Source organism: Solibacillus sp. iso_87 (assembly GCF_056173085.1).
In genome coordinates this window covers 944937-963807 of the sequence record NZ_CM149656.1, presented here as the reverse complement: position 1 = coordinate 963807, position 18871 = coordinate 944937, and the positions used below count along the sequence as shown (strand labels likewise).

19 protein-coding genes are annotated in these 18871 nt (G+C 39.0%); 5 read left to right on the top strand and 14 right to left on the bottom strand.

Annotation, left to right across the window (positions count from 1 at the left end; genetic code table 11):
* Positions 1-146: 146 nt before the first annotated feature.
* From pyc to AC0VXV_RS04675, 3 genes are read right to left on the bottom strand one after another with little or no spacing between them, the layout of a single operon-like run.
* Complete coding sequence (gene pyc, locus AC0VXV_RS04685) at positions 147-3581, bottom strand: pyruvate carboxylase (protein WP_475530553.1); 3435 nt, start codon at positions 3579-3581, stop codon at positions 147-149.
* A gap of 17 nt (positions 3582-3598) precedes the next feature.
* The gene (locus AC0VXV_RS04680; protein WP_475530552.1) at positions 3599-4771 is read right to left on the bottom strand and encodes an FtsW/RodA/SpoVE family cell cycle protein; all 1173 of its coding nucleotides are present in this window, start codon (positions 4769-4771) and stop codon (positions 3599-3601) included.
* Between the two features lie 60 nt (positions 4772-4831).
* Positions 4832-5113, bottom strand: coding sequence for an Fpa/YlaN family protein (locus tag AC0VXV_RS04675; protein WP_008403446.1), 282 nt, complete (start codon positions 5111-5113; stop codon positions 4832-4834).
* Positions 5114-5283: 170 nt separating this feature from the next.
* Here AC0VXV_RS04675 and AC0VXV_RS04670 point away from each other — a divergent pair, with 170 nt between their 5' ends.
* Positions 5284-5784 (top strand): hypothetical protein, encoded by a 501-nt coding sequence (locus AC0VXV_RS04670; protein WP_079524947.1) that lies wholly within the window; start codon positions 5284-5286, stop codon positions 5782-5784.
* A 12-nt stretch (positions 5785-5796) separates the two neighbouring features.
* On the top strand, positions 5797-6000 hold the full coding sequence (locus AC0VXV_RS04665; protein WP_475530551.1) for a YlaI family protein: 204 nt from the start codon (positions 5797-5799) through the stop codon (positions 5998-6000).
* Between the two features lie 75 nt (positions 6001-6075).
* Here the strand turns inward: AC0VXV_RS04665 and AC0VXV_RS04660 are convergent, their stop codons facing one another.
* The 3 genes from AC0VXV_RS04660 to typA all read right to left on the bottom strand — a co-directional run bounded on the left by AC0VXV_RS04660 (position 6076) and on the right by typA (position 9114).
* A complete protein-coding gene (locus tag AC0VXV_RS04660) occupies positions 6076-6714 on the bottom strand; it encodes a fucose permease (protein ID WP_475530550.1) in 639 nt (212 codons plus the stop codon).
* A 126-nt stretch (positions 6715-6840) separates the two neighbouring features.
* Positions 6841-7239 (bottom strand): YlaH-like family protein, encoded by a 399-nt coding sequence (locus AC0VXV_RS04655; protein WP_475530549.1) that lies wholly within the window; start codon positions 7237-7239, stop codon positions 6841-6843.
* Between the two features lie 24 nt (positions 7240-7263).
* On the bottom strand, positions 7264-9114 hold the full coding sequence (gene typA / locus AC0VXV_RS04650; RefSeq protein WP_475530548.1) for a translational GTPase TypA: 1851 nt from the start codon (positions 9112-9114) through the stop codon (positions 7264-7266).
* 128 nt (positions 9115-9242) lie between these two features.
* Here typA and AC0VXV_RS04645 point away from each other — a divergent pair, with 128 nt between their 5' ends.
* Positions 9243-9458 (top strand): DUF5325 family protein, encoded by a 216-nt coding sequence (locus AC0VXV_RS04645; RefSeq protein ID WP_475530547.1) that lies wholly within the window; start codon positions 9243-9245, stop codon positions 9456-9458.
* 37 nt (positions 9459-9495) lie between these two features.
* Here the strand turns inward: AC0VXV_RS04645 and AC0VXV_RS04640 are convergent, their stop codons facing one another.
* Both AC0VXV_RS04640 and AC0VXV_RS04635 read right to left on the bottom strand, forming a co-directional pair.
* Positions 9496-10290, bottom strand: coding sequence for an inositol monophosphatase family protein (locus tag AC0VXV_RS04640; protein WP_475530546.1), 795 nt, complete (start codon positions 10288-10290; stop codon positions 9496-9498).
* A 142-nt stretch (positions 10291-10432) separates the two neighbouring features.
* Positions 10433-10630 (bottom strand): hypothetical protein, encoded by a 198-nt coding sequence (locus AC0VXV_RS04635; protein ID WP_008403454.1) that lies wholly within the window; start codon positions 10628-10630, stop codon positions 10433-10435.
* A 176-nt stretch (positions 10631-10806) separates the two neighbouring features.
* Here AC0VXV_RS04635 and AC0VXV_RS04630 point away from each other — a divergent pair, with 176 nt between their 5' ends.
* On the top strand, positions 10807-11430 hold the full coding sequence (locus AC0VXV_RS04630) for a YktB family protein (protein WP_079524935.1): 624 nt from the start codon (positions 10807-10809) through the stop codon (positions 11428-11430).
* Positions 11431-11636: 206 nt separating this feature from the next.
* Here AC0VXV_RS04630 and AC0VXV_RS04625 read toward each other — a convergent pair whose 3' ends face one another.
* Both AC0VXV_RS04625 and AC0VXV_RS04620 read right to left on the bottom strand, forming a co-directional pair.
* On the bottom strand, positions 11637-11906 hold the full coding sequence (locus AC0VXV_RS04625; RefSeq protein ID WP_475530545.1) for a UPF0223 family protein: 270 nt from the start codon (positions 11904-11906) through the stop codon (positions 11637-11639).
* A gap of 22 nt (positions 11907-11928) precedes the next feature.
* Positions 11929-12888 (bottom strand): NAD(P)H-dependent flavin oxidoreductase, encoded by a 960-nt coding sequence (locus AC0VXV_RS04620; RefSeq protein WP_475530544.1) that lies wholly within the window; start codon positions 12886-12888, stop codon positions 11929-11931.
* A 126-nt stretch (positions 12889-13014) separates the two neighbouring features.
* On the opposite strand from AC0VXV_RS04620, the gene AC0VXV_RS04615 reads away from it, so the two are divergent.
* A complete protein-coding gene (locus AC0VXV_RS04615; protein ID WP_475530543.1) occupies positions 13015-14484 on the top strand; it encodes an aminotransferase class I/II-fold pyridoxal phosphate-dependent enzyme in 1470 nt (489 codons plus the stop codon).
* 36 nt (positions 14485-14520) lie between these two features.
* Here the strand turns inward: AC0VXV_RS04615 and AC0VXV_RS04610 are convergent, their stop codons facing one another.
* The 4 genes from AC0VXV_RS04610 to AC0VXV_RS04595 form a co-directional block, all read right to left on the bottom strand.
* On the bottom strand, positions 14521-15210 hold the full coding sequence (locus AC0VXV_RS04610) for an LrgB family protein (RefSeq protein WP_475530542.1): 690 nt from the start codon (positions 15208-15210) through the stop codon (positions 14521-14523).
* Entirely contained in the window at positions 15173-15586 is a 414-nt protein-coding gene (locus AC0VXV_RS04605; protein WP_475530541.1) for a CidA/LrgA family protein, read from the bottom strand. Before AC0VXV_RS04605 ends, AC0VXV_RS04610 begins: the two co-directional genes overlap by 38 nt.
* A gap of 461 nt (positions 15587-16047) precedes the next feature.
* A complete protein-coding gene (gene lpdA / locus AC0VXV_RS04600) occupies positions 16048-17460 on the bottom strand; it encodes a dihydrolipoyl dehydrogenase (protein ID WP_475530540.1) in 1413 nt (470 codons plus the stop codon).
* Between the two features lie 4 nt (positions 17461-17464).
* Complete coding sequence (locus AC0VXV_RS04595; protein WP_475530539.1) at positions 17465-18853, bottom strand: dihydrolipoamide acetyltransferase family protein; 1389 nt, start codon at positions 18851-18853, stop codon at positions 17465-17467.
* Positions 18854-18871: the final 18 nt, after the last annotated feature.

Sequence of the window (18871 nt, the reverse complement as noted above, 5' to 3'; positions counted from 1 at the left end):
TACTAGAAAAGGGAGATTGCAACTTCAATCTCCCTTTCGTTGTAATACTGTAAAGTTCACGGCGGTCTAGTAAATATAAAATAAAGCGCCGCAAATTTTGAATTCAAAAATGCGGCGCTTTTCATTTTAAGCTAGAAAGACTTTTCCTATTCTAATTCAATAAGCAAATCGCCTGTTGAAATAGCGTCTCCTGCTTTTGCATAAATTTCTTTTACAATACCGTCTTTTGGCGCTTGGACTGTTGTTTCCATTTTCATCGCTTCAGTAATCAATAAATGTTCGCCACGTTTTACTGTGCTTCCTTTATTAACAACGACTTTTAGAACAGTACCCGGCATTGTTGCACCGATTTGGTTCGGGTTGGACGGGTCGGCTTTCAGTGCAATGCTGCCGTCTACTTCAACCGTTAAGTCTTGAATTACCAGTTCACGGGATTGGCCATTCAGTTCAAAATAGATAATACGTGTTCCGTCATGCTGCGGTTCACCGATTGATACTAGCTTTACAATCAGTGTCTTTCCTTTTTCGATTTCTACTTCAATTTCTTCGCCAATTTTCAATCCATAGAAGAATGTCGGCGTATCGAGTACAGAAACATCGCCGAATGCATTCACAGCATCAATATATTGCTCAAATACTTTCGGGTAAAGCGCATATGCCAGTACGTCTTGTTTAGATGGTGCTCGTCCACACTTTTCAGTTAATTCTGCTGTCAGCTGATCGAAATCAACCGGCGGCAATAATTCTCCGGGACGAACTGTAATAGGCGTACGATCCTTTAATACAACTTTCTGAATTTCTACCGGGAATCCGCCATGCGGCTGTCCTAAATAACCTTGGAAAAATTCAATAACGGATTCAGGGAAATCAATCGTTTGTCCACGCTCAACAATATTATCTTCCGTTAGATCATTTTGTACCATGAATAATGCCATATCCCCTACTACCTTTGATGACGGCGTTACTTTTACAATATCACCGAACATTAGATTTACACGGGAATACATTGTCTTCACTTCATCCCAACGGTCGCCTAAACCGACCGCTTTTGCTTGCTGCTGCAGGTTACTGTATTGACCGCCAGGCATTTCGTGTACATAAATTTCAGAATGTGGTGCATTCATGCCACTTTCGAAATCAACATAATATTTGCGAACATCTTCCCAGTAGTATGACAATTTTTCCAGGCTATCGATATCTGCACGTACATTACGCTCTGAACCTTTCATTGCATAGTACAATGAGTTGGCGCTTGGCTGTGATGTTAAACCAGCCATTGAACCTAGTGCTGTATCGATAATATCAACACCCGCTTCAATTGCTTTCGCATATAAGTAAATTCCGTTTCCGCTCGTATCATGTGTATGCAAGTGGATTGGCAGACTAGTCGCATCTTTCAGCTCGGAAATAAGTCGGTATGCAGCTTGTGGTTTCAGTAGTCCCGCCATATCTTTAATCGCTAAAATATGTGCACCCGTCGCCTCTAGTTCACGTGCCATATCTTTGTAGTATTGAACCGTATATTTCGCTCGGCTATCATCTAAAATATCGCCTGTGTAACAGATTGCCGCTTCCGCTACTTTTCCGCTATTACGTACTTCATCAATTGCTACTTCCATTCCTTTAATCCAGTTAAGCGAGTCGAAAATTCGGAAAACGTCCACACCTGAAGAAGCGGATTCCTGAATGAACTCACGGATCAGATTATCCGGATAGTTCGTATAACCTACCGCATTCGCTCCGCGCAGCAACATCTGAAACAGAACATTCGGAATTTTCTTTCTAAGTTTTTCCAATCGGTCCCACGGATTTTCGCTTAAGAAACGGTATGCAACATCAAACGTCGCCCCACCCCACATTTCAAGGGAGAAATAGTCATGCATTAGACGAGATGTTTCCTCTGCAATCTCAAGCATATCCTGTGTACGCACACGCGTTGCAAGCAATGATTGATGGGCATCACGGAATGTCGTGTCTGTCAGTAAAACATCTTCTTGCTCCTTAATCCATTTCACAAGTCCGTCTGCACCCCGCGTATCAAGAATTTGCTTTGTGCCTTCTGGAGAAGGAATAAGAATATCGACTTTTGGCTTGTCAGGTTGTACAAAAATCGGCTTTGTACGTTTTTCAACACCTGGGAATCCATTTAATGTGACATTTCCGATATAGTTTAATAGTTTTGTTCCACGGTCTTTACGTTCCGGGAATTCAAACAATTCCGGTGTCGTATCGATAAAGCTCGTATCAAACTCGCCTTTTATGAATTTTTCATGTAATACAACATTACCTAAAAACGGGATATTCGTTTTTACACCACGAATACGGAACTCACGTAAGTTACGGTCCATTTTTGCCGCGGCTTCTTCAAACGTCATTCCCCATGTCGAAATTTTTACAAGCAAAGAATCATAGTATGGTGTTACAACAGCGCCCTGGAAGCCATTTCCTGCGTCCAGACGAACACCAAAACCGCCACTTGAACGGTATACCATCAGTTTTCCTGTATCCGGCATAAAGTCATTCGCAGGGTCTTCTGTTGTTACTCGGGATTGAATCGCGTATCCGAACAACGGAATTTTGTCCTGTGCAGGAATTCCTACTTCTTTCGAATGAAGGTCAAGCCCTTCTGCCACTTTAATTTGTGCATGCACAATATCAAGGCCGGTAATCATTTCTGTAATCGTGTGTTCAACTTGAATACGCGGATTTACTTCAATGAAATAAAACTGATTGTCTGCAACTAAAAATTCTACAGTACCTGCATTAATATAGCCGACATTTTTCATCAACTTAACAGCCGCATCACAAATATCATTGCGGAGCTGCTCAGAAATAGAATTTGACGGTGCAATTTCCACTACCTTTTGATGACGTCGTTGAATTGAACAGTCACGTTCATATAGATGCACAATATTGCCGTGTGTATCACCGATAATTTGTACTTCAATATGCTTCGGCTTAATAATCGCCTTCTCCACATATACTTCGTCCGAGCCGAATGCAGCTTTTGCTTCAGATTTTGCACGCTCATAAGCTGATTGCAGTTCTTCTTTGGAATTTACTAAACGCATTCCACGTCCGCCACCGCCAAGAGCCGCTTTAATCATGATCGGGAAGCCGTAAGTTTCACTGAACTGTTCTACTTCCTGCAAGTTTGCTACAGGACCGTCTGTACCTGGAATAACCGGAATTTCCGCAGAAACTGCCTGTTCACGCGCTTTCACTTTATCGCCAAACATATCAAGATGCTTAGAAGTCGGTCCAATAAATTGAATACCTTCTTCTTCACAACGGCGCGCGAAATCAACATTTTCCGATAAAAAACCGTAACCAGGATGAATCGCATCCACGTTGGCCTCTTTTGCAATCTTAATGATGCCTTCAATATCCAAATAAGCATCAATCGGTTTTTTGCCCACGCCTACGATATATGCCTCGTCAGCTTTATAGCGGTGATAAGATCCGCTATCTTCACGAGAATAAATTGCAACTGTTTTAATATGTAACTCATTACAGGCGCGTAAAATACGGATGGCGATTTCGCCTCGGTTTGCAACTAAAATCTTTTGAATCGACTTCATTTCTCCTTAACCCCCAATTACTTTCTTTTTTCCAATTTGTGATGTGTGGATACATTAATAAGTATCCCCATTGCCACTGAGAGCAATAATATAGAAGTACCGCCATAGCTAATAAAAGGTAACGTTACTCCGGTTAACGGGATAAGTCCCGATAATCCACCTAAATTAATAAAAGTCTGTAATCCTATCCATGTAGAAATGCCCGCTGCTAACATTCGTGCAAGCGGATCTTTTGTTGACATCGCGATATAATAACCGCGCATCACAATAAAGCCTAAACCAAGAATAACAATTGATACACCAAAAATCCCTAACTCTTCGGCAATGATCGCCATAATGAAATCGGTTTGTGGTTCAGGTACATACCCCAGCTTTTGAATCGACTGCCCGAGCCCTCGACCTTCCAAACCCCCTGCTCCGATAGCATAATATCCGTTGACTACATGATAACCGGAATTAAGCGGATCACTGAAAGGATCTATAAATGAAGTAATACGGCCTCTTCGGCTTGCGTTAAAAACCGTGTCCCATTTAAAGATTAAAATCCCGATCATTCCGACAATCCCTAGAGCCGAGAGCAGTCCAAAAATTCGGCCGAGCGTCTTACCTCTAAGTCCGCTCGTAATAACAACAACAAGTGCTATGGCTACAATAATAACAAGTGCACCCAAATCAGTTTCAAAACCGACAACAAGTACGATAAATAACCACATGCCCAGCGGATACGACACATCATCAAATGTTAACAGCTGCATCGAACCACGGTTCACACTTTTACGGTAAAAAGTTCCCGCAAAGAAAATAATAATAAAGAGTTTGGCAAATTCGGACGGCTGGAAATTCATAATGCCGAACAGGCTTATCCAACTTCTTGAACCATTAACACTATTGCCGGCTATTAAAAGCCATAACTCTAGTATAAACATAACTGCCAGCAAAAGACCTAATATAGACTTATTGGATAATCTTTTATATGGCGTAATGACAGCGACCGTAAACAAAATTAACGCTAAAATTATATTGACGAGCTGCCGATTGTAATAAAAGTTCGGATTTGCATCATATTGCATAATAGAAACCCAAATACTCGAACTGTAGATCATGACAAGTCCAAATAACATTAACAAAATGTAAACGAACAACAACCCATAATCAAAATTGCGAAAATAATTTTTAAAATATTGTTTCATGTTATAAACCTCATCTTTGAAAAAAAAACTCAAACCGCAATGTAGCGTTTGAGTTTTCTTTTATTTGTCTGTATACGCATCATGTAATAAAGAAAGCTCTTTCTCTAACGAATCGAGAATTTGCTTACCTTGTTCACGTTCGATCAGCCCGAGTTTCGCGGCAAATTCAATTTCACGTGATAAACCAAACATTTGTGTATCTAAAACTTCTTCATATAACGGACAAGATGGCATTGTCAGATTATCCATTTGTACGCGAATTAATCGAGCAATTTTATCTGCATCCGCAGTTAACAGCTCTAATGCTTTTTCCTGAAAGGAAGCTTGTGCTTTCGTATCCATGAGGACGCCCCCATCTATGATATTTCTTCGATTCTATCTTAGTAAAGTGTATCTTTTTACATTCAAAAATGCAAGTGTCTTTGTATGTTTTGCATTCAATTCAATTATATTTCTTTCTATGAGGAATCGCGTTATAATTATGAAGGAACTTAGTGAAGGGGGACTTACAAATGACCGAAACAATCATTCCAATTAAAGGCGCGGTTAAATTTGAACTAACATTAGATCCTACTGTATGGATTTTTGATGATCGTAAACTGGATCTGAATACATATTTTGTTTCAGAAAAAGTTGAAGAAAATAACGAAAAATATTTACGTGACATGGGTGCACACTGGTCGCGTGAAATTATGGAAGGTGCAGTATTTCCGCCTACATTGAAAACTGAACGAAAATTTGACCGTAAAGGCATGATGACAGGCACATTCGGAATGGAAATCAAACCATTTTTGAAAAATGCCGAACTTGCTGATGGTGCAAATGAAGTTGTTTTTGAATGTACAACAGACGAGGAATTTGCATTTCCATTGGAGCAGGCTGAAAGTTTCATCTTCAAATTCAGCCAAGATGGAAAGCCACTTTTAGAAGATGGACCAGTACACGTTTTATTTGCTGATGGTTCAAATGTAGAAAATCCAATAAAAAATGTGCGTGCGATTCGTATTCAATAGGAGGATTTCGTCATGCGTGTAAAATGTGTCATTTGCGATACACTACATGAACTACCAAACGATTTACCTTTAGCGAAAAAATTACGTAATCGTCCCATCCATACGTTTATGTGCACAACATGTTCGGAACGTATTTCCGAAAACACACATAAACGAATAGCAACCGGAAAATTCCACTTTTTCCGAACATCATCGAAATTTGATGAAGAGTTTTAAAATATGATCCGGAAAACCAAAAAACCATTTTTCTCAAAAAGAGAAAAATGGTTTTTTCCTTATTAAACGAAATTATTAAAATTCAAAAGACTGTTCGTGGAATTTAAAGTCGACGAAGCTTTTTCCGTTAATTTTGCTTAACTGGAAGAAATTCAATACTTCTGTTTTTACCCCTTCAAAAACACGTTCTTCATCCACAACATATGCTTCAACAGTCACTGGAATTTCGCCGAATTGTGCTTTTACAGCATCTGCAATTTGCTGTGCTGTTGCTTCTGAAACTTCAGCGTCCACTAATAAGTGCACAGTAGCTTTATCCGCTTTCACATTTTCAAGTGCTGTCTCTTCTTCCAAGCCTTTCTGAAATACATTCGACATAACTAATATTTCTTCTCCAACGATCGGTTGAATCAGTTCATTCACTTGCATGTTTACATTTTCACCATAATATTCGCCAAAATATTTACCGTCTTTTACTTCAAAATCATACACTGTTTTTGATGTTTCCGATTGGACCGTCACTTCAAAATCATCACCGATTGCAGGTGCCGTAGATTTTGTAACGACAAATTGATCATTATAAACTTCACTTAGTTCCGCTGCTGCATTATCTTCATTTTTCGCCGATAATACTGCAGGTATAAAAATAACGCAAGATATAATAATTAGCGCTAATCCAACAATGATAAAGATTTGCTTTTTAGTAAGATTCATTTTCCACTACTCCATTTTAGTTATTATCCCCAGTTATGAATTATAACGCTCCGAATAAAGCGTTTTCAATCAAACCGCCTTAAAAAAAGAAGGGAATGTGTCCAAATTAACACACCCCCCTCTCTATTAACTTAGTTGTTTCGCTTCTTCACGTTTTTCACGCCATAAACGTGATTTATAAATGATCAGAATTAACGCAGCTACAATTAAACCTTCAATCATCGGTAAAAAGAGAGCTAAAAATGTTAACACCATACATCCTAAAAACAGGAAAGTATAGATGATGACATTTCTGCCGAACGAAAGTTTTTTTGCAAAACCAAGTTTGTATACAATTGCCGACATAAGGAATACAAGAACGAATGTTGCATAGCCAGCTATTTCGTAGCTCGGTAAATTTTCGTATAAATATCTTGTAATTCCAGACATACGATTAAACACGTAATCACTTTCATTTGTAGATACAGTTGCCAGTAATACTAAATTTAAATAGCTACCAAACACAGCCATAATATTCAACATCATTCAACCTTTCCTTAATGACGCCAATTAAGCTTCTAACTCAGCGTTCTTTTTCTTTTTAGCAACACGTTCACGTTCACCTTTATCAAGGATCTGTTTACGTAAACGAATTGATTCTGGAGTTACTTCCAGGTACTCATCATCACCTAAATATTCCAATGCTTCTTCAAGCGTTAAAATACGAGGCTTTTTGATAACATTCGTTTGGTCTTTATTCGCTGAACGGATGTTTGTTTTTTGTTTTTGTTTTGTAATGTTTACAGTAATATCGCCGTCACGGTTGTTTTCACCCACTACCATTCCTTCGTATACTTCTGTACCCGGCTCAATGAATAATGTACCACGGTCTTCAATACCCATCATACCGTAAGTTGTTGATTTACCATTTTCCATAGAAACTAATACGCCTTGGTGACGTCCGCCTACTTTACCTGGTACTACTGGTGCATAGTGATCAAATGTATGGTTAATAATACCGAAACCTTTTGTGATCGACATGAATTCAGTTGTATAACCGATTAAACCACGTGCTGGTACGTTAAAGATTAAACGTACTTGTCCAGAACCGTTGTTTACCATATCAAGCATTTCACCTTTACGAGTACCGATTGATTCAATGATAGACCCTACTGAATCTTCAGGAACGTCGATTTGAACGCGCTCGATCGGCTCAGATTTTACGCCGTCGATATCACGGATGATTACTTGTGGTTTAGAAACTTGTAGTTCATAGCCTTCACGACGCATGTTTTCGATTAAGATCGATAAGTGAAGCTCACCACGACCTGAAACTGTCCAAGCATCCGGAGATTCTGTATCTTCTACGCGTAGAGATACATCTGTTTGTAATTGTGCACGTAAACGCTCTTCGATTTTACGAGAAGTTACCCATTTCCCTTCACGACCTGCGAATGGCGAGTTGTTTACTAAGAATGTCATTTGTAATGTTGGCTCATCGATGCGTAATGGTGTTAATGCTTCTTGATGCTCGATTGGACATACTGTCTCACCAACGTTAATATCTTCCATTCCTGATACTGCGATTAAATCACCAGCAACTGCTGTTTCAATTTCTTCACGTTTTAAACCGAAGAAACCAAAGATTTTTGTTACACGGAAGTTCTTCACTGTGCCATCTAGTTTCATAAGAGAAACTTGTTGACCTACAGAGATTTTACCGCGGAATACGCGACCGATACCAATACGGCCAACGAAGTCATTATAATCAAGTAATGCTACTTGGAATTGTAAAGGCTCGTCCGAGTTATCTACTGGAGCTGGGATTGCTTCAATAATTTTCTCGAATAGGCATTTCATGTCTTCTTCTTGGTTTGCTGGGTCTGGATCTAAAGATGCAGTTCCGTTTACACCAGAAGCATAAACAACCGGGAAGTCTAGTTGATCATCATCTGCACCTAGTTCGATTAATAATTCTAATACTTCATCTACTACTTCTAGTGGACGAGCTGAATCTTTATCTACTTTGTTAACTACAACGATTGGTGTTAAACGTTGCTCTAACGCTTTCTTTAATACAAAGCGTGTTTGCGGCATACAACCCTCATACGCATCGACAACTAAACAAACGCCATCTACCATTTTTAAGATACGTTCTACTTCTCCACCGAAGTCTGCGTGTCCAGGCGTATCAAGGATGTTGATACGAGTTCCATTGTAATTTACTGCAGTATTTTTAGCTAAAATCGTAATTCCACGTTCACGTTCTATATCACCAGAGTCCATTGCACGTTCTTCAACACGTTCGTTTGAACGGAAAGTCCCTGATTGTTTTAATAATTGGTCTACTAACGTTGTTTTACCATGGTCAACGTGAGCAATAATTGCGATATTACGAATATCTTGACGTAAATTTGTCATTATTCCACTCCATATTCTTTTTTCAATTGTTTAACTGTGATATTATAGCACATGAAAGATTAAATGTCTTTTCACAATAATTAATTACATTTATTGTCACATATAAAAAGTATATGGAGGTATGAACGATGAATAAAGCAAAATTTGTGATGTTTATTTACGCATTAGCTGCGATTCTTTCAATGATTAGTATTGGATTTGCATTTTCCCTTGTTTTCATGACAGGTCCAAAATATGAAACAACCGGCTGGATCGGTGTTATTTTAGGTGTTATCGTAATGTGCGGAATTTTCGGTATGGCATTTAAGACAAAACGTAAATTCAGAGATCAAGGTATACTATAGCAATAAAAACTTCGGTGCAACGATGCACCGAAGTTTTTTATTTTTTTACTTCAATATATTTATCCAAAATTAACTGATGAATAGAAGGGTTTGCGATTAGGAATGTATCTTTCGATAAATAATCGAAATCTTTGCCTTTTAAGTTTGTGGAAATTGCCCCTACTTCTTTTGCAATGATGACTCCCCCGCCAATATCCCAAGGTGCAAGGCGCATGGACATATAGGCATCCAGCTTTCCGCTCACAACAAACGCAATTTCCATTGCAGCCGAACCGTAAGAACGTGTACCGCGCACCGTGCGAACAAGTTCGATAATTTTTTCATGATTAATGCGGTTATTCGGTGTAACCCAGTTTGCATTGATGCCGATTACCGCCTCTTCGATTTTCACCGGTTGCAGCTTGCGCAGCGGAGAATTATTATACCATGCCCCTTCACCTGCAATTGCATTAAATAAATCTTCCCGCATTACATCAAATATGTAACCTAATACTCCGACACCATCAACATAAATACCGATTGTAATCATAAAATGACGATGCTGCTTTACAAAATTCATCGTGCCGTCAATTGGATCAATAATCCACACAACACCTTCCAAATTTTCAACCTTTTCGCCCATTCCTTCTTCACCTAAAATACGATGGTCCGGATTAAATGCCTTTATTTTTTCAATAAAAAATAATTCCGTTTCCCGGTCTATATTCGTTACTAAATCATTGGGATTCGACTTTGTTTCGATTTTAATATTATAGGAAAATGCTGCTCGAATATTTTTTCCTGCTTCAAAGATTATTTCTTTTGCAAATTCATCCAGTTTTCTTATATCCATCGTTCATCCACCTTCCGACAACAATCGCTAGTTTATATATATGTAAACATGTTGAGCGTTTTTAAAGTAACCTTATTATAACAAAAAATCACTTGCTTTCTTACGTCGGCAAGTGATTTTTTATTTTGGAAAGGTTTTTTTGTTACGCATATGCATGTAGACCTTTTAATTCCTCTTGAATTTCTGTTAATCGTTTTTTAGATTTATCAATTTCAGACTGATTTTTGTCATTCATCGCCGCATAGAGTGTTGCTAGTTCATAATCCATTTCCAACATTAAAATTTCTTCGTATTGCTTTTCAATATCAACTTTGCGTATAATCTTAATCATCTGTTTCATAATAAATCACTTCCTTATCATAATTTTTCAGACTTTAACCAAACTGGATAATATGACTAATTCCTTAAGACTTATAGCCTCGCCTTTGATATTTTCCATTGGTATAAAGTTTCTATTACAAGATTTTTTCCCAAAAAATTAATAAAATAAACATTAAAACGAAAGGAATTATAAAAATGAGTATTGTTAAATGGACTAAAGAAGACTTCCAAGTATTTGATATTGACGGTCTAGATGAGCGTATGGAAGCTTTAACAACAATTATCCGACCGAAGTTTAATGAGTTATCAGAAACGTTTACAGGGTATTTCAGTGCACAAACAGGAGAAGAGTTTTTCGGCCATGTTGCGAAACATGCCCGCCGTACAGTAAACCCGCCAAAAGATTCCTGGGTTGCATTCGCTCCTTATAAGCGGGGTTATAAAGCTTTGCCGCATTTCCAGATTGGGTTATGGGGTACGCACCTTTTCATCGTTGTTGCAGTAATTTATGAAGCGCCGCAGAAAGAGGAAATGGCACAGCGCTTATTGAAAAATATGCAAGTAATTAAAGATTTATCCGATGATTACGTACTTTCCGGCGATCATATGCAACCAGATACGATCTCTTTAAAAGAAGCGCGCACCGAAAAGCTTGAACAGCTCCTTATACGCCTGCGTGATGTAAAAAAAGGAGAATTTCTTGTTGGGCGTCGTATACCTGCAGATGAGGCAATTAAAATGTCTGCAGAACAATTTTTACAATTGGCTGAACAAACTTTTGATGAGCTTCTCCCTGTTTATGAAATCATCAAAGGTTAATTGCAACCATTTATTATTAATATGTACAAAAGACTGCTAAACATTCCAACAATTTAAAAATAATTTAAAAAATTCTTATAATTAAAACTAAAAGCAGCATTTTCCTCGTGGAGGAAAATGCTGCTTTTTGCTGTGCAGAAAATCCGTTTCTTTTATAAGTGCTATACCTTATCCGATGAATATCTACTTCCGTCACAGCATTTTAATTACATTCTTACAATTTGCCCGTCCGCTAATTCTTTTGCAAGCTTTACGACGCGGTATGGTACATAAGAGCTTGCCTGTTCGAATTCACGGCAGATTGTTTTTTCTTCCGACTGGGAAGGTACAATCTCTTTAAAACGTTTGTAGCGTGACATGACTAGTTCACGCTTTGCCCCTTTTTCGTAGGCCATTTCAACCACTTCAAAAAAGCGTACGACATCGACCATTTCATCTGTTGTCCAGTCCGTCGATAATGGGTATGAATATTCCATAGTTATTACCTGCCTTTAATTATTACTGACCCCATTTTAAACGGATTTTTTCCGCTTGTACAACCATACGCTGAATTAATTCTTCGGCTGACGGTACATCTTGAATTAATCCCGTTACTTGACCTGCCCAGCCAAACCCTTTTGTCGCATCGCCACCATAAATGAAATTTTTGTTCGCTTCACCGCTAATATATGATTTCAGCGCTTCATATGTAGGCGTTTTTTGCTCCACTTCTAAAATCTCATCTGTAAATACATTGCGTATCACTCGGGCAGGTGCACCGATCGAGCGTTTAATAATCGTCGTATCTGTTTCTTCACTGTCAATCAGTACCTGTTTATACGCTAAAGAAGCGTGTACACATTCTTTGGTCGCAATAAAGCGTGTCCCCATTTCAATTCCTTCCGCCCCTAATGCATGTGCTGCCATCCATCCTCGTCCGTCTCCAATTCCCCCTGAAGCGATAACCGGAATCGATACACTATCGACTACTTGCGGTACGAGCACCATTGTTCCGACATCATCTCGCCCTAAATGGCCGCCGCCTTCTTGTCCAACTACCATTACTGCATCCGCTCCCAGCTGTTCTGCTTTCTGCGCTTGTCGTTTCGCTGCAACGAGAACAAGCTTTTTACATGATGCATCTTTTAATATGTCGAATATCGGTGTAGGATTTCCCCCAGTAATTGTTACTACAGGTACATCCATTTCACCAGCAACTTCGATCATCTTTTCGTATCCTTTTCCATGCATTCCTATCGCAAAGTTTACTCCAAACGGTCGATCTGTCATTTCTCTCACTTTTTTTATTTCTTCTTTTAACGCTTCCGGTGACGGCAAGCTCATTGCGGTAATCTGTCCTAAGGCGCCTGCATTTGAAACCGCTGCAGCAAGCTCAGAGTAGGCCAGGTATGCTAATCCCCCCTGTATAATCGGGTATTGAATTTGTAATAAATCGGTTACTTTTGTTTGCCATTTCATTGCTATTCCTCCTAAAATAATAACTGTCAATTCAGTTGATTAAAATATTTATATAGTCAGCAACTTTAATAGGTGCTATAATTCATTTGTTTTTAAAAAATACTATATAGTGAGGTGGTACCTGCGTTGTCACAGTTAGAGACTCCTTTGTTTGATGCATTACTTAAGCATCGCAACAGACACCCTATCCAGTTCCATATCCCAGGCCATAAAAAAGGACAAGGTATGGATCCAGCTTACAGAGAATTTGTAGGCGACAACGTTTTATCAATTGATTTAATTAATATTGCTCCACTAGATGATTTACACGCTCCTAAAGGTGTGATTATGCAAGCACAAAACCTTGCTGCTGAAGCCTTTGGTGCTGACCATACATTTTTTTCCGTGCAAGGTACTAGTGGCGCCATTATGACGATGATTATGACTGTCGTTGGCCCAGGCGATAAAATTATAGTACCTCGGAATGTACATAAATCGATTATGTCAGCAATTGTTTTTGCAGGTGCTATTCCTATTTTTATTCATCCGGAAGTTGACAGTGAGCTCGGCATTTCTCATGGTATTTCACCAGAGTCCGTTGAGCGCGCATTGACGACATATCCAGATGCGAAAGCCGTACTTGTCATCAACCCGACATATTTCGGTTTTGTAGCAGATTTAAAACGCATTGTCGAAATTGTACATGCACGTAATATTCCAGTAATTGTGGATGAAGCTCATGGCGTTCATATTAAATTCCATGATGAGTTGCCGTTATCTGCAATGCAGGCCGGCGCAGATATGGCCGCTACGAGCACACATAAGCTTGGTGGCTCCATGACAGGCAGCTCTGTCTTAAACGTCAGAGAAGGCCTTGTAACAGCTAAAAGAGTACAGGCTGTATTCTCTATGCTGACAACGACATCGACTTCCTATCCATTACTGGCGTCTTTAGATACGGCACGTCGTCAGCTTGCTGTCCATGGATATGATTTATTGGATGAAGCAATCCGTTTGGCAAAAGATGCCCGTAAACGCATTAATGCAATTCCGCATCTACATTGTGTAGGACGTGAAAAACTCGGAACTTCGGCTACATTTGGTATGGATCCATTAAAGCTGTTGATTTGTGTTAAAGATTTAGGCATTACCGGACATGTTGCAGAAGAATGGTTACGTCAAAACGCTAACTTGGAAGTAGAGTTGTCCGATCTATACAATATTTTATGCTTAGTTACAATTGGAGATTCGAAAAAAGAAATTAATTTACTTGTTAATGCTTTGACACGCATGTCGAAAAACTTCGAATCGGAAGCATCGATTACTGAAACAAATGTTCAAATACCTGAAATTCCTGCTCTTGCTATGACACCGCGTGATGCATTTTATGCGCAAACAGAAAGTATTCCCCTTGCACAGGCAGAAGGATATATTTGCGCAGAATTTATAATGGTGTACCCACCGGGCATTCCAATATTTATTCCCGGGGAAATAATTACGCAAAGCAATATTGATTTTATTAAGATGAATATTGAAGCAGGTCTTCCTGTTCAAGGACCTGAAGACAGTACATTGCAAAATATTCGAGTTATTAAAGAGCGGAAAGCGATTTATTAATATTTCAGACAGACAGCTAAATGCTGTCTGTCTTTTTTAAAATAAATAAATCGAAATAAGCGGAATAATGAAGGCCCCTACAACCGCACTAAGCCCCATAGACAGAGATCCAATGGATAAATCTTCTTCACTATACTCCTTTAATTTTGTCAATCCGACACCATGAGAAGCACTTCCCATAGCGACTCCTCTACTGATCGCCGTATCAATTTTAAATAATTTAAATAGCACCGGACCTAAAATGGCACCAGTAAACCCTGCTACCATTACCATTACAGCAGTCAGCGGCGGTATCCCGCCAACAATATCACTTACTTGCATTGCAACAGGTGTTGTTAATGATTTCGGTAAAGAAGTAAGGATAAAGTCTTTGCTTGACCCGAAAAGTAAAAGTAATGCTACAACGCTAATGAGACCTGCGAGCATTGCGACAATGATGCTCGTAATAATCGAGTATTTGTATTTAAATATAAGCTCCCGCTGGTTATATAAAGGAAATGCCAATGCTACGACCGCAGGACCAAGCATTTTGGATATCCATTGACCCCCTTCCATGTAGGTTTCATATGGAATATTAAAAACTAGTAAAATAATGACTGTAATACAAGTCGCCGTTAAAATAGGCAATAATAATGGGTGGCCAAATTTCAGGTACAGTATGTTCAGTAATATAAAAACAAGAACAGTGCTACTTATGATGAATAGAATTAGCAGTAGATGCAGCAATATTCTTCTCCTCCTTCATTTTGCATTCCTTTCTTTCTATGAGTTTACTTATTTTTCCGGTAATGACAAGCGCAAAAATTGTACTCATAATAACAGCTAAAACAAAAAGCCCTCCTGATAGCGTAAGCAATTCAGGATAATTGATGACTCCTACTGTTGAAGGAATAAAAAACAATGTTAAAAATGCTAGCATAAAACTGGCACCGTTTTGTATGTATTTCACATTTAAAATTTTAAAGTAAAGAGCAAGCCATAATATAACTAACCCGATAATACTTCCAGGTATAATAATACCGGTAACGGAAACGATAAATTCTCCTGTGAGATAAAACAAAATGATAATACCAATTTGAGCAATAGTACGAATAATCTCCACCAGCTACCCCCCTTTACACAGTTTTCCCCTGCATTAACAGGTAGTAACTCTCCGCTCCTAAACGTAAACAGGACGAAAAGGATAGGCGGGAGATCAACTACCCGTAAAAGCCCGGTTGATTCGGACCAACACAATGTTGGTCGCACAAGCGTTGTCACAGGACGTGACGGTTTTAGCTTGTGTTCCTTCTAATCAGCGGGGGTGCCCCACTGATTGAAGTTTTACTTTATTGTACGTCCATAAGAAATTTCTGTCTATTTTATTTTCCTACTATAATTTGGGTCATTACTTTGTATTTAAAGTAATATGAAAAGCTACCTTGTTTAAATTTATACAAGATAGCTTCCGGCCGATTTTTCGCTCCCATCATTAAGCGATTTTCTGTTGTATGCTCCCCTGTTATTCATAACCATAAAAAAACACTGCCCATTTAAAAATGGGCAGTGTAAATTTTTATATGATTATTTAGTTACAATATGGATTGGATTGCCTAGTAAAACTTCAGCAGCTTCCATTGTAATTTCACCTAAAGTTGGGTGTGCGTGAATAGTTAATGCGATATCTTCTGCAGTCATACCGCCTTCAATAGCAGTTGCCATTTCAGCGATCATATCAGAAGCGCCAACACCAACGATTTGAGCACCAACTAATAAGCCGTCTTCTTTACGCGCTACTAGTTTCACGAAACCTTCTGTTTCGTTTAATGCTAATGCACGACCGTTTGCAGCGAATGGGAATTTAGCAGCTTTCACTTCTAAACCTTCCGCTTTTGCTTGCTCTTCAGAGTAACCTACAGTTGCCATTTCTGGATCTGTGAAGCATACTGCTGGAATTGCTAAGTAGTCAACTACTGATGGTTCACCAGCGATTGCTTCTGCAGCAACTTTACCTTCATAAGAAGCTTTGTGAGCAAGTTGTGGACCTGCAACGATATCACCGATTGCATAGATGTTCGATACTGAAGTACGACCTTGTTTGTCTACTTCCAATAATCCGCGTTCTGCGAATTTAATACCTACTTCTTCTAAGCCCATTTCATCCGTATTTGGACGACGACCTACAGTTACTAATACGTAATCCGCTTCAACAGTTTTTTCTTCGCCGCCTACTTCATAAGTTACAACTACGCCATTATCGTTTTCTTCTACGCCTTTAGCAGATGCGTTTACTACAACTTCAACGCCCTTTTTCTTAAGACCTTTTTTAACGATTTGCGTCATTTGCTTTTCGAAACCAGCTAAAATATCTTTACCGCCTTCGATAATTGTTACTTGAGAACCTAAGTTAGCATAAGCTGAACCAAGCTCTGTACCGATGTAACCGCCACCGATAACAACTAATTTACCTGGTACTTCAGGGAAAGATAATGCACCAGTAGAGCTTACTACACGCTTAGTAAATTTAAATGTTGGGATTTCGATAGGACGAGATCCTGTTGCTAAAATAGCATTTTTGAATGTATAAGTTTGAGCATTATCGCCGTCGATAACACGTACAGTGTTTGCGTCCACGAAGTATGCTTCACCTTTTACGATATCTACTTTGTTTCCTTTTAATAAGCCTTCAACGCCGCCTACTAATTTTTTAACAACGCCGTCTTTAAATGCTTGTGCTTTAGACCAGTCTAATTTCACTTCAGATGCAGTAACACCCATATCATCTGAATGTTGGGCATTTTCAAAGCGGTGACCTACAGAAATTAAAGCTTTTGAAGGGATACAACCTACGTTTAAACATACCCCACCTAATGCTCCACGTTCAACGATTGTTACTTTTTGACCTGTTTGTGCTGCACGAATTGCTGCTACATAGCCACCAGGGCCAGAACCTACTACAAGAGTATCTAGTTCGATTGGAAAATCTCCTACTACCATTTTTTTACGCCTCCATTAATAATAGTTGCGGCTCACTTAATAAACGTTTTAAATGATTTAAAGCGTTTTGTGCAGTCGCTCCATCGATCATTCGATGATCAAAGCTCAATGATAATGCTAACACATGTGCTGCTACAATTTCACCATTTTTTATTACTGGTTTCTCTGAAATACGTCCAATTCCTAAGATTGCCACTTCAGGATGGTTAATTACCGGTGTGAACCATTGCCCACCAGCTGAACCGATATTTGTAATCGACATTGACGCACCTTTCATTTCATGCGTTGCTAGCTTACCATCACGTGCTTTTACAGCCAATTCATTAATTTCCTGAGATAAGCCAAATACTGACTTACGATCAGCATGCTTAATTACAGGAACTAATAAACCTTTTTCTGTATCAGCAGCAATACCAATATTATAGTAATGTTTTTGAATAATTTCTTGTGTCGCATCATCCAGCGAACGGTTGAAATCAGGATATTTACGTAAAGTCGAGATTAAAGCTTTCACAACGTACGGTAAATACGTTAATTTAACACCTTGTTCTGCTGCAATATCTTTGAATTGCTTACGGTGTGCAACAAGTTCTGTCACGTCCACTTCATCCATTAACGTTACATGCGGAGCCGTATGTTTTGAATGTACCATCGCTTTTGCGATCGCTTTGCGGATACCGCTCATTTTTTCGCGTGTTTCAGGGAACTCGCCTTCAAGTGCTACAGGAGCAGCTTGTTTAGTTTCTGCTTGTTTCTCTTCTGCTTGTGGCTGTTGTGTCTCTATTACTTCTTCTGTTTCAGAAGCCGACTGTTGACCACCGTTTAGGAAGCTCTCAATATCTTCTTTTAACACACGGCCGTTTTTGCCTGTGCCTGAAACTTGCTGAATCTCGACACCTTTTTCACGAGCATACTTTCGAACAGAAGGCATTGCGATAATGCGTTTGCCAGAAGTTTCTGTTTCAGATGGCGATGCAGCTTTTTCTGTTTCAGCAGGAGCTTCCGGCTGAGCAGCATCTGCATTTTTATCTGTTTTAGTTTCTTCTTTTTTCATATCTTGGCCAGCCTCACCAGTAGACTGTACTTGTGCTTCTGTTTTGTTTGATTCATTAGATTCGTGGTGGTCATCACCTTTTAATTTTAAATCTTCATAGCCTGGTGCATCAAAGCGGATTAAGGCATCCCCGACAATCGCAACCGTTCCTTCTTCTACATAGATTTCTTCTACTGTACCATCAACTGGTGACGGAATTTCAACGACTGCTTTATCATTTTGAACTTCTGCTAAAATATCGTCTTCTTTTACTTGATCGCCTGGTTTAACGAACCATTTGACGATTTCACCTTCATGAATACCTTCTCCGATATCTGGTAAACGAAACGTAAATGCCATTTATCTCACCCTCAATTC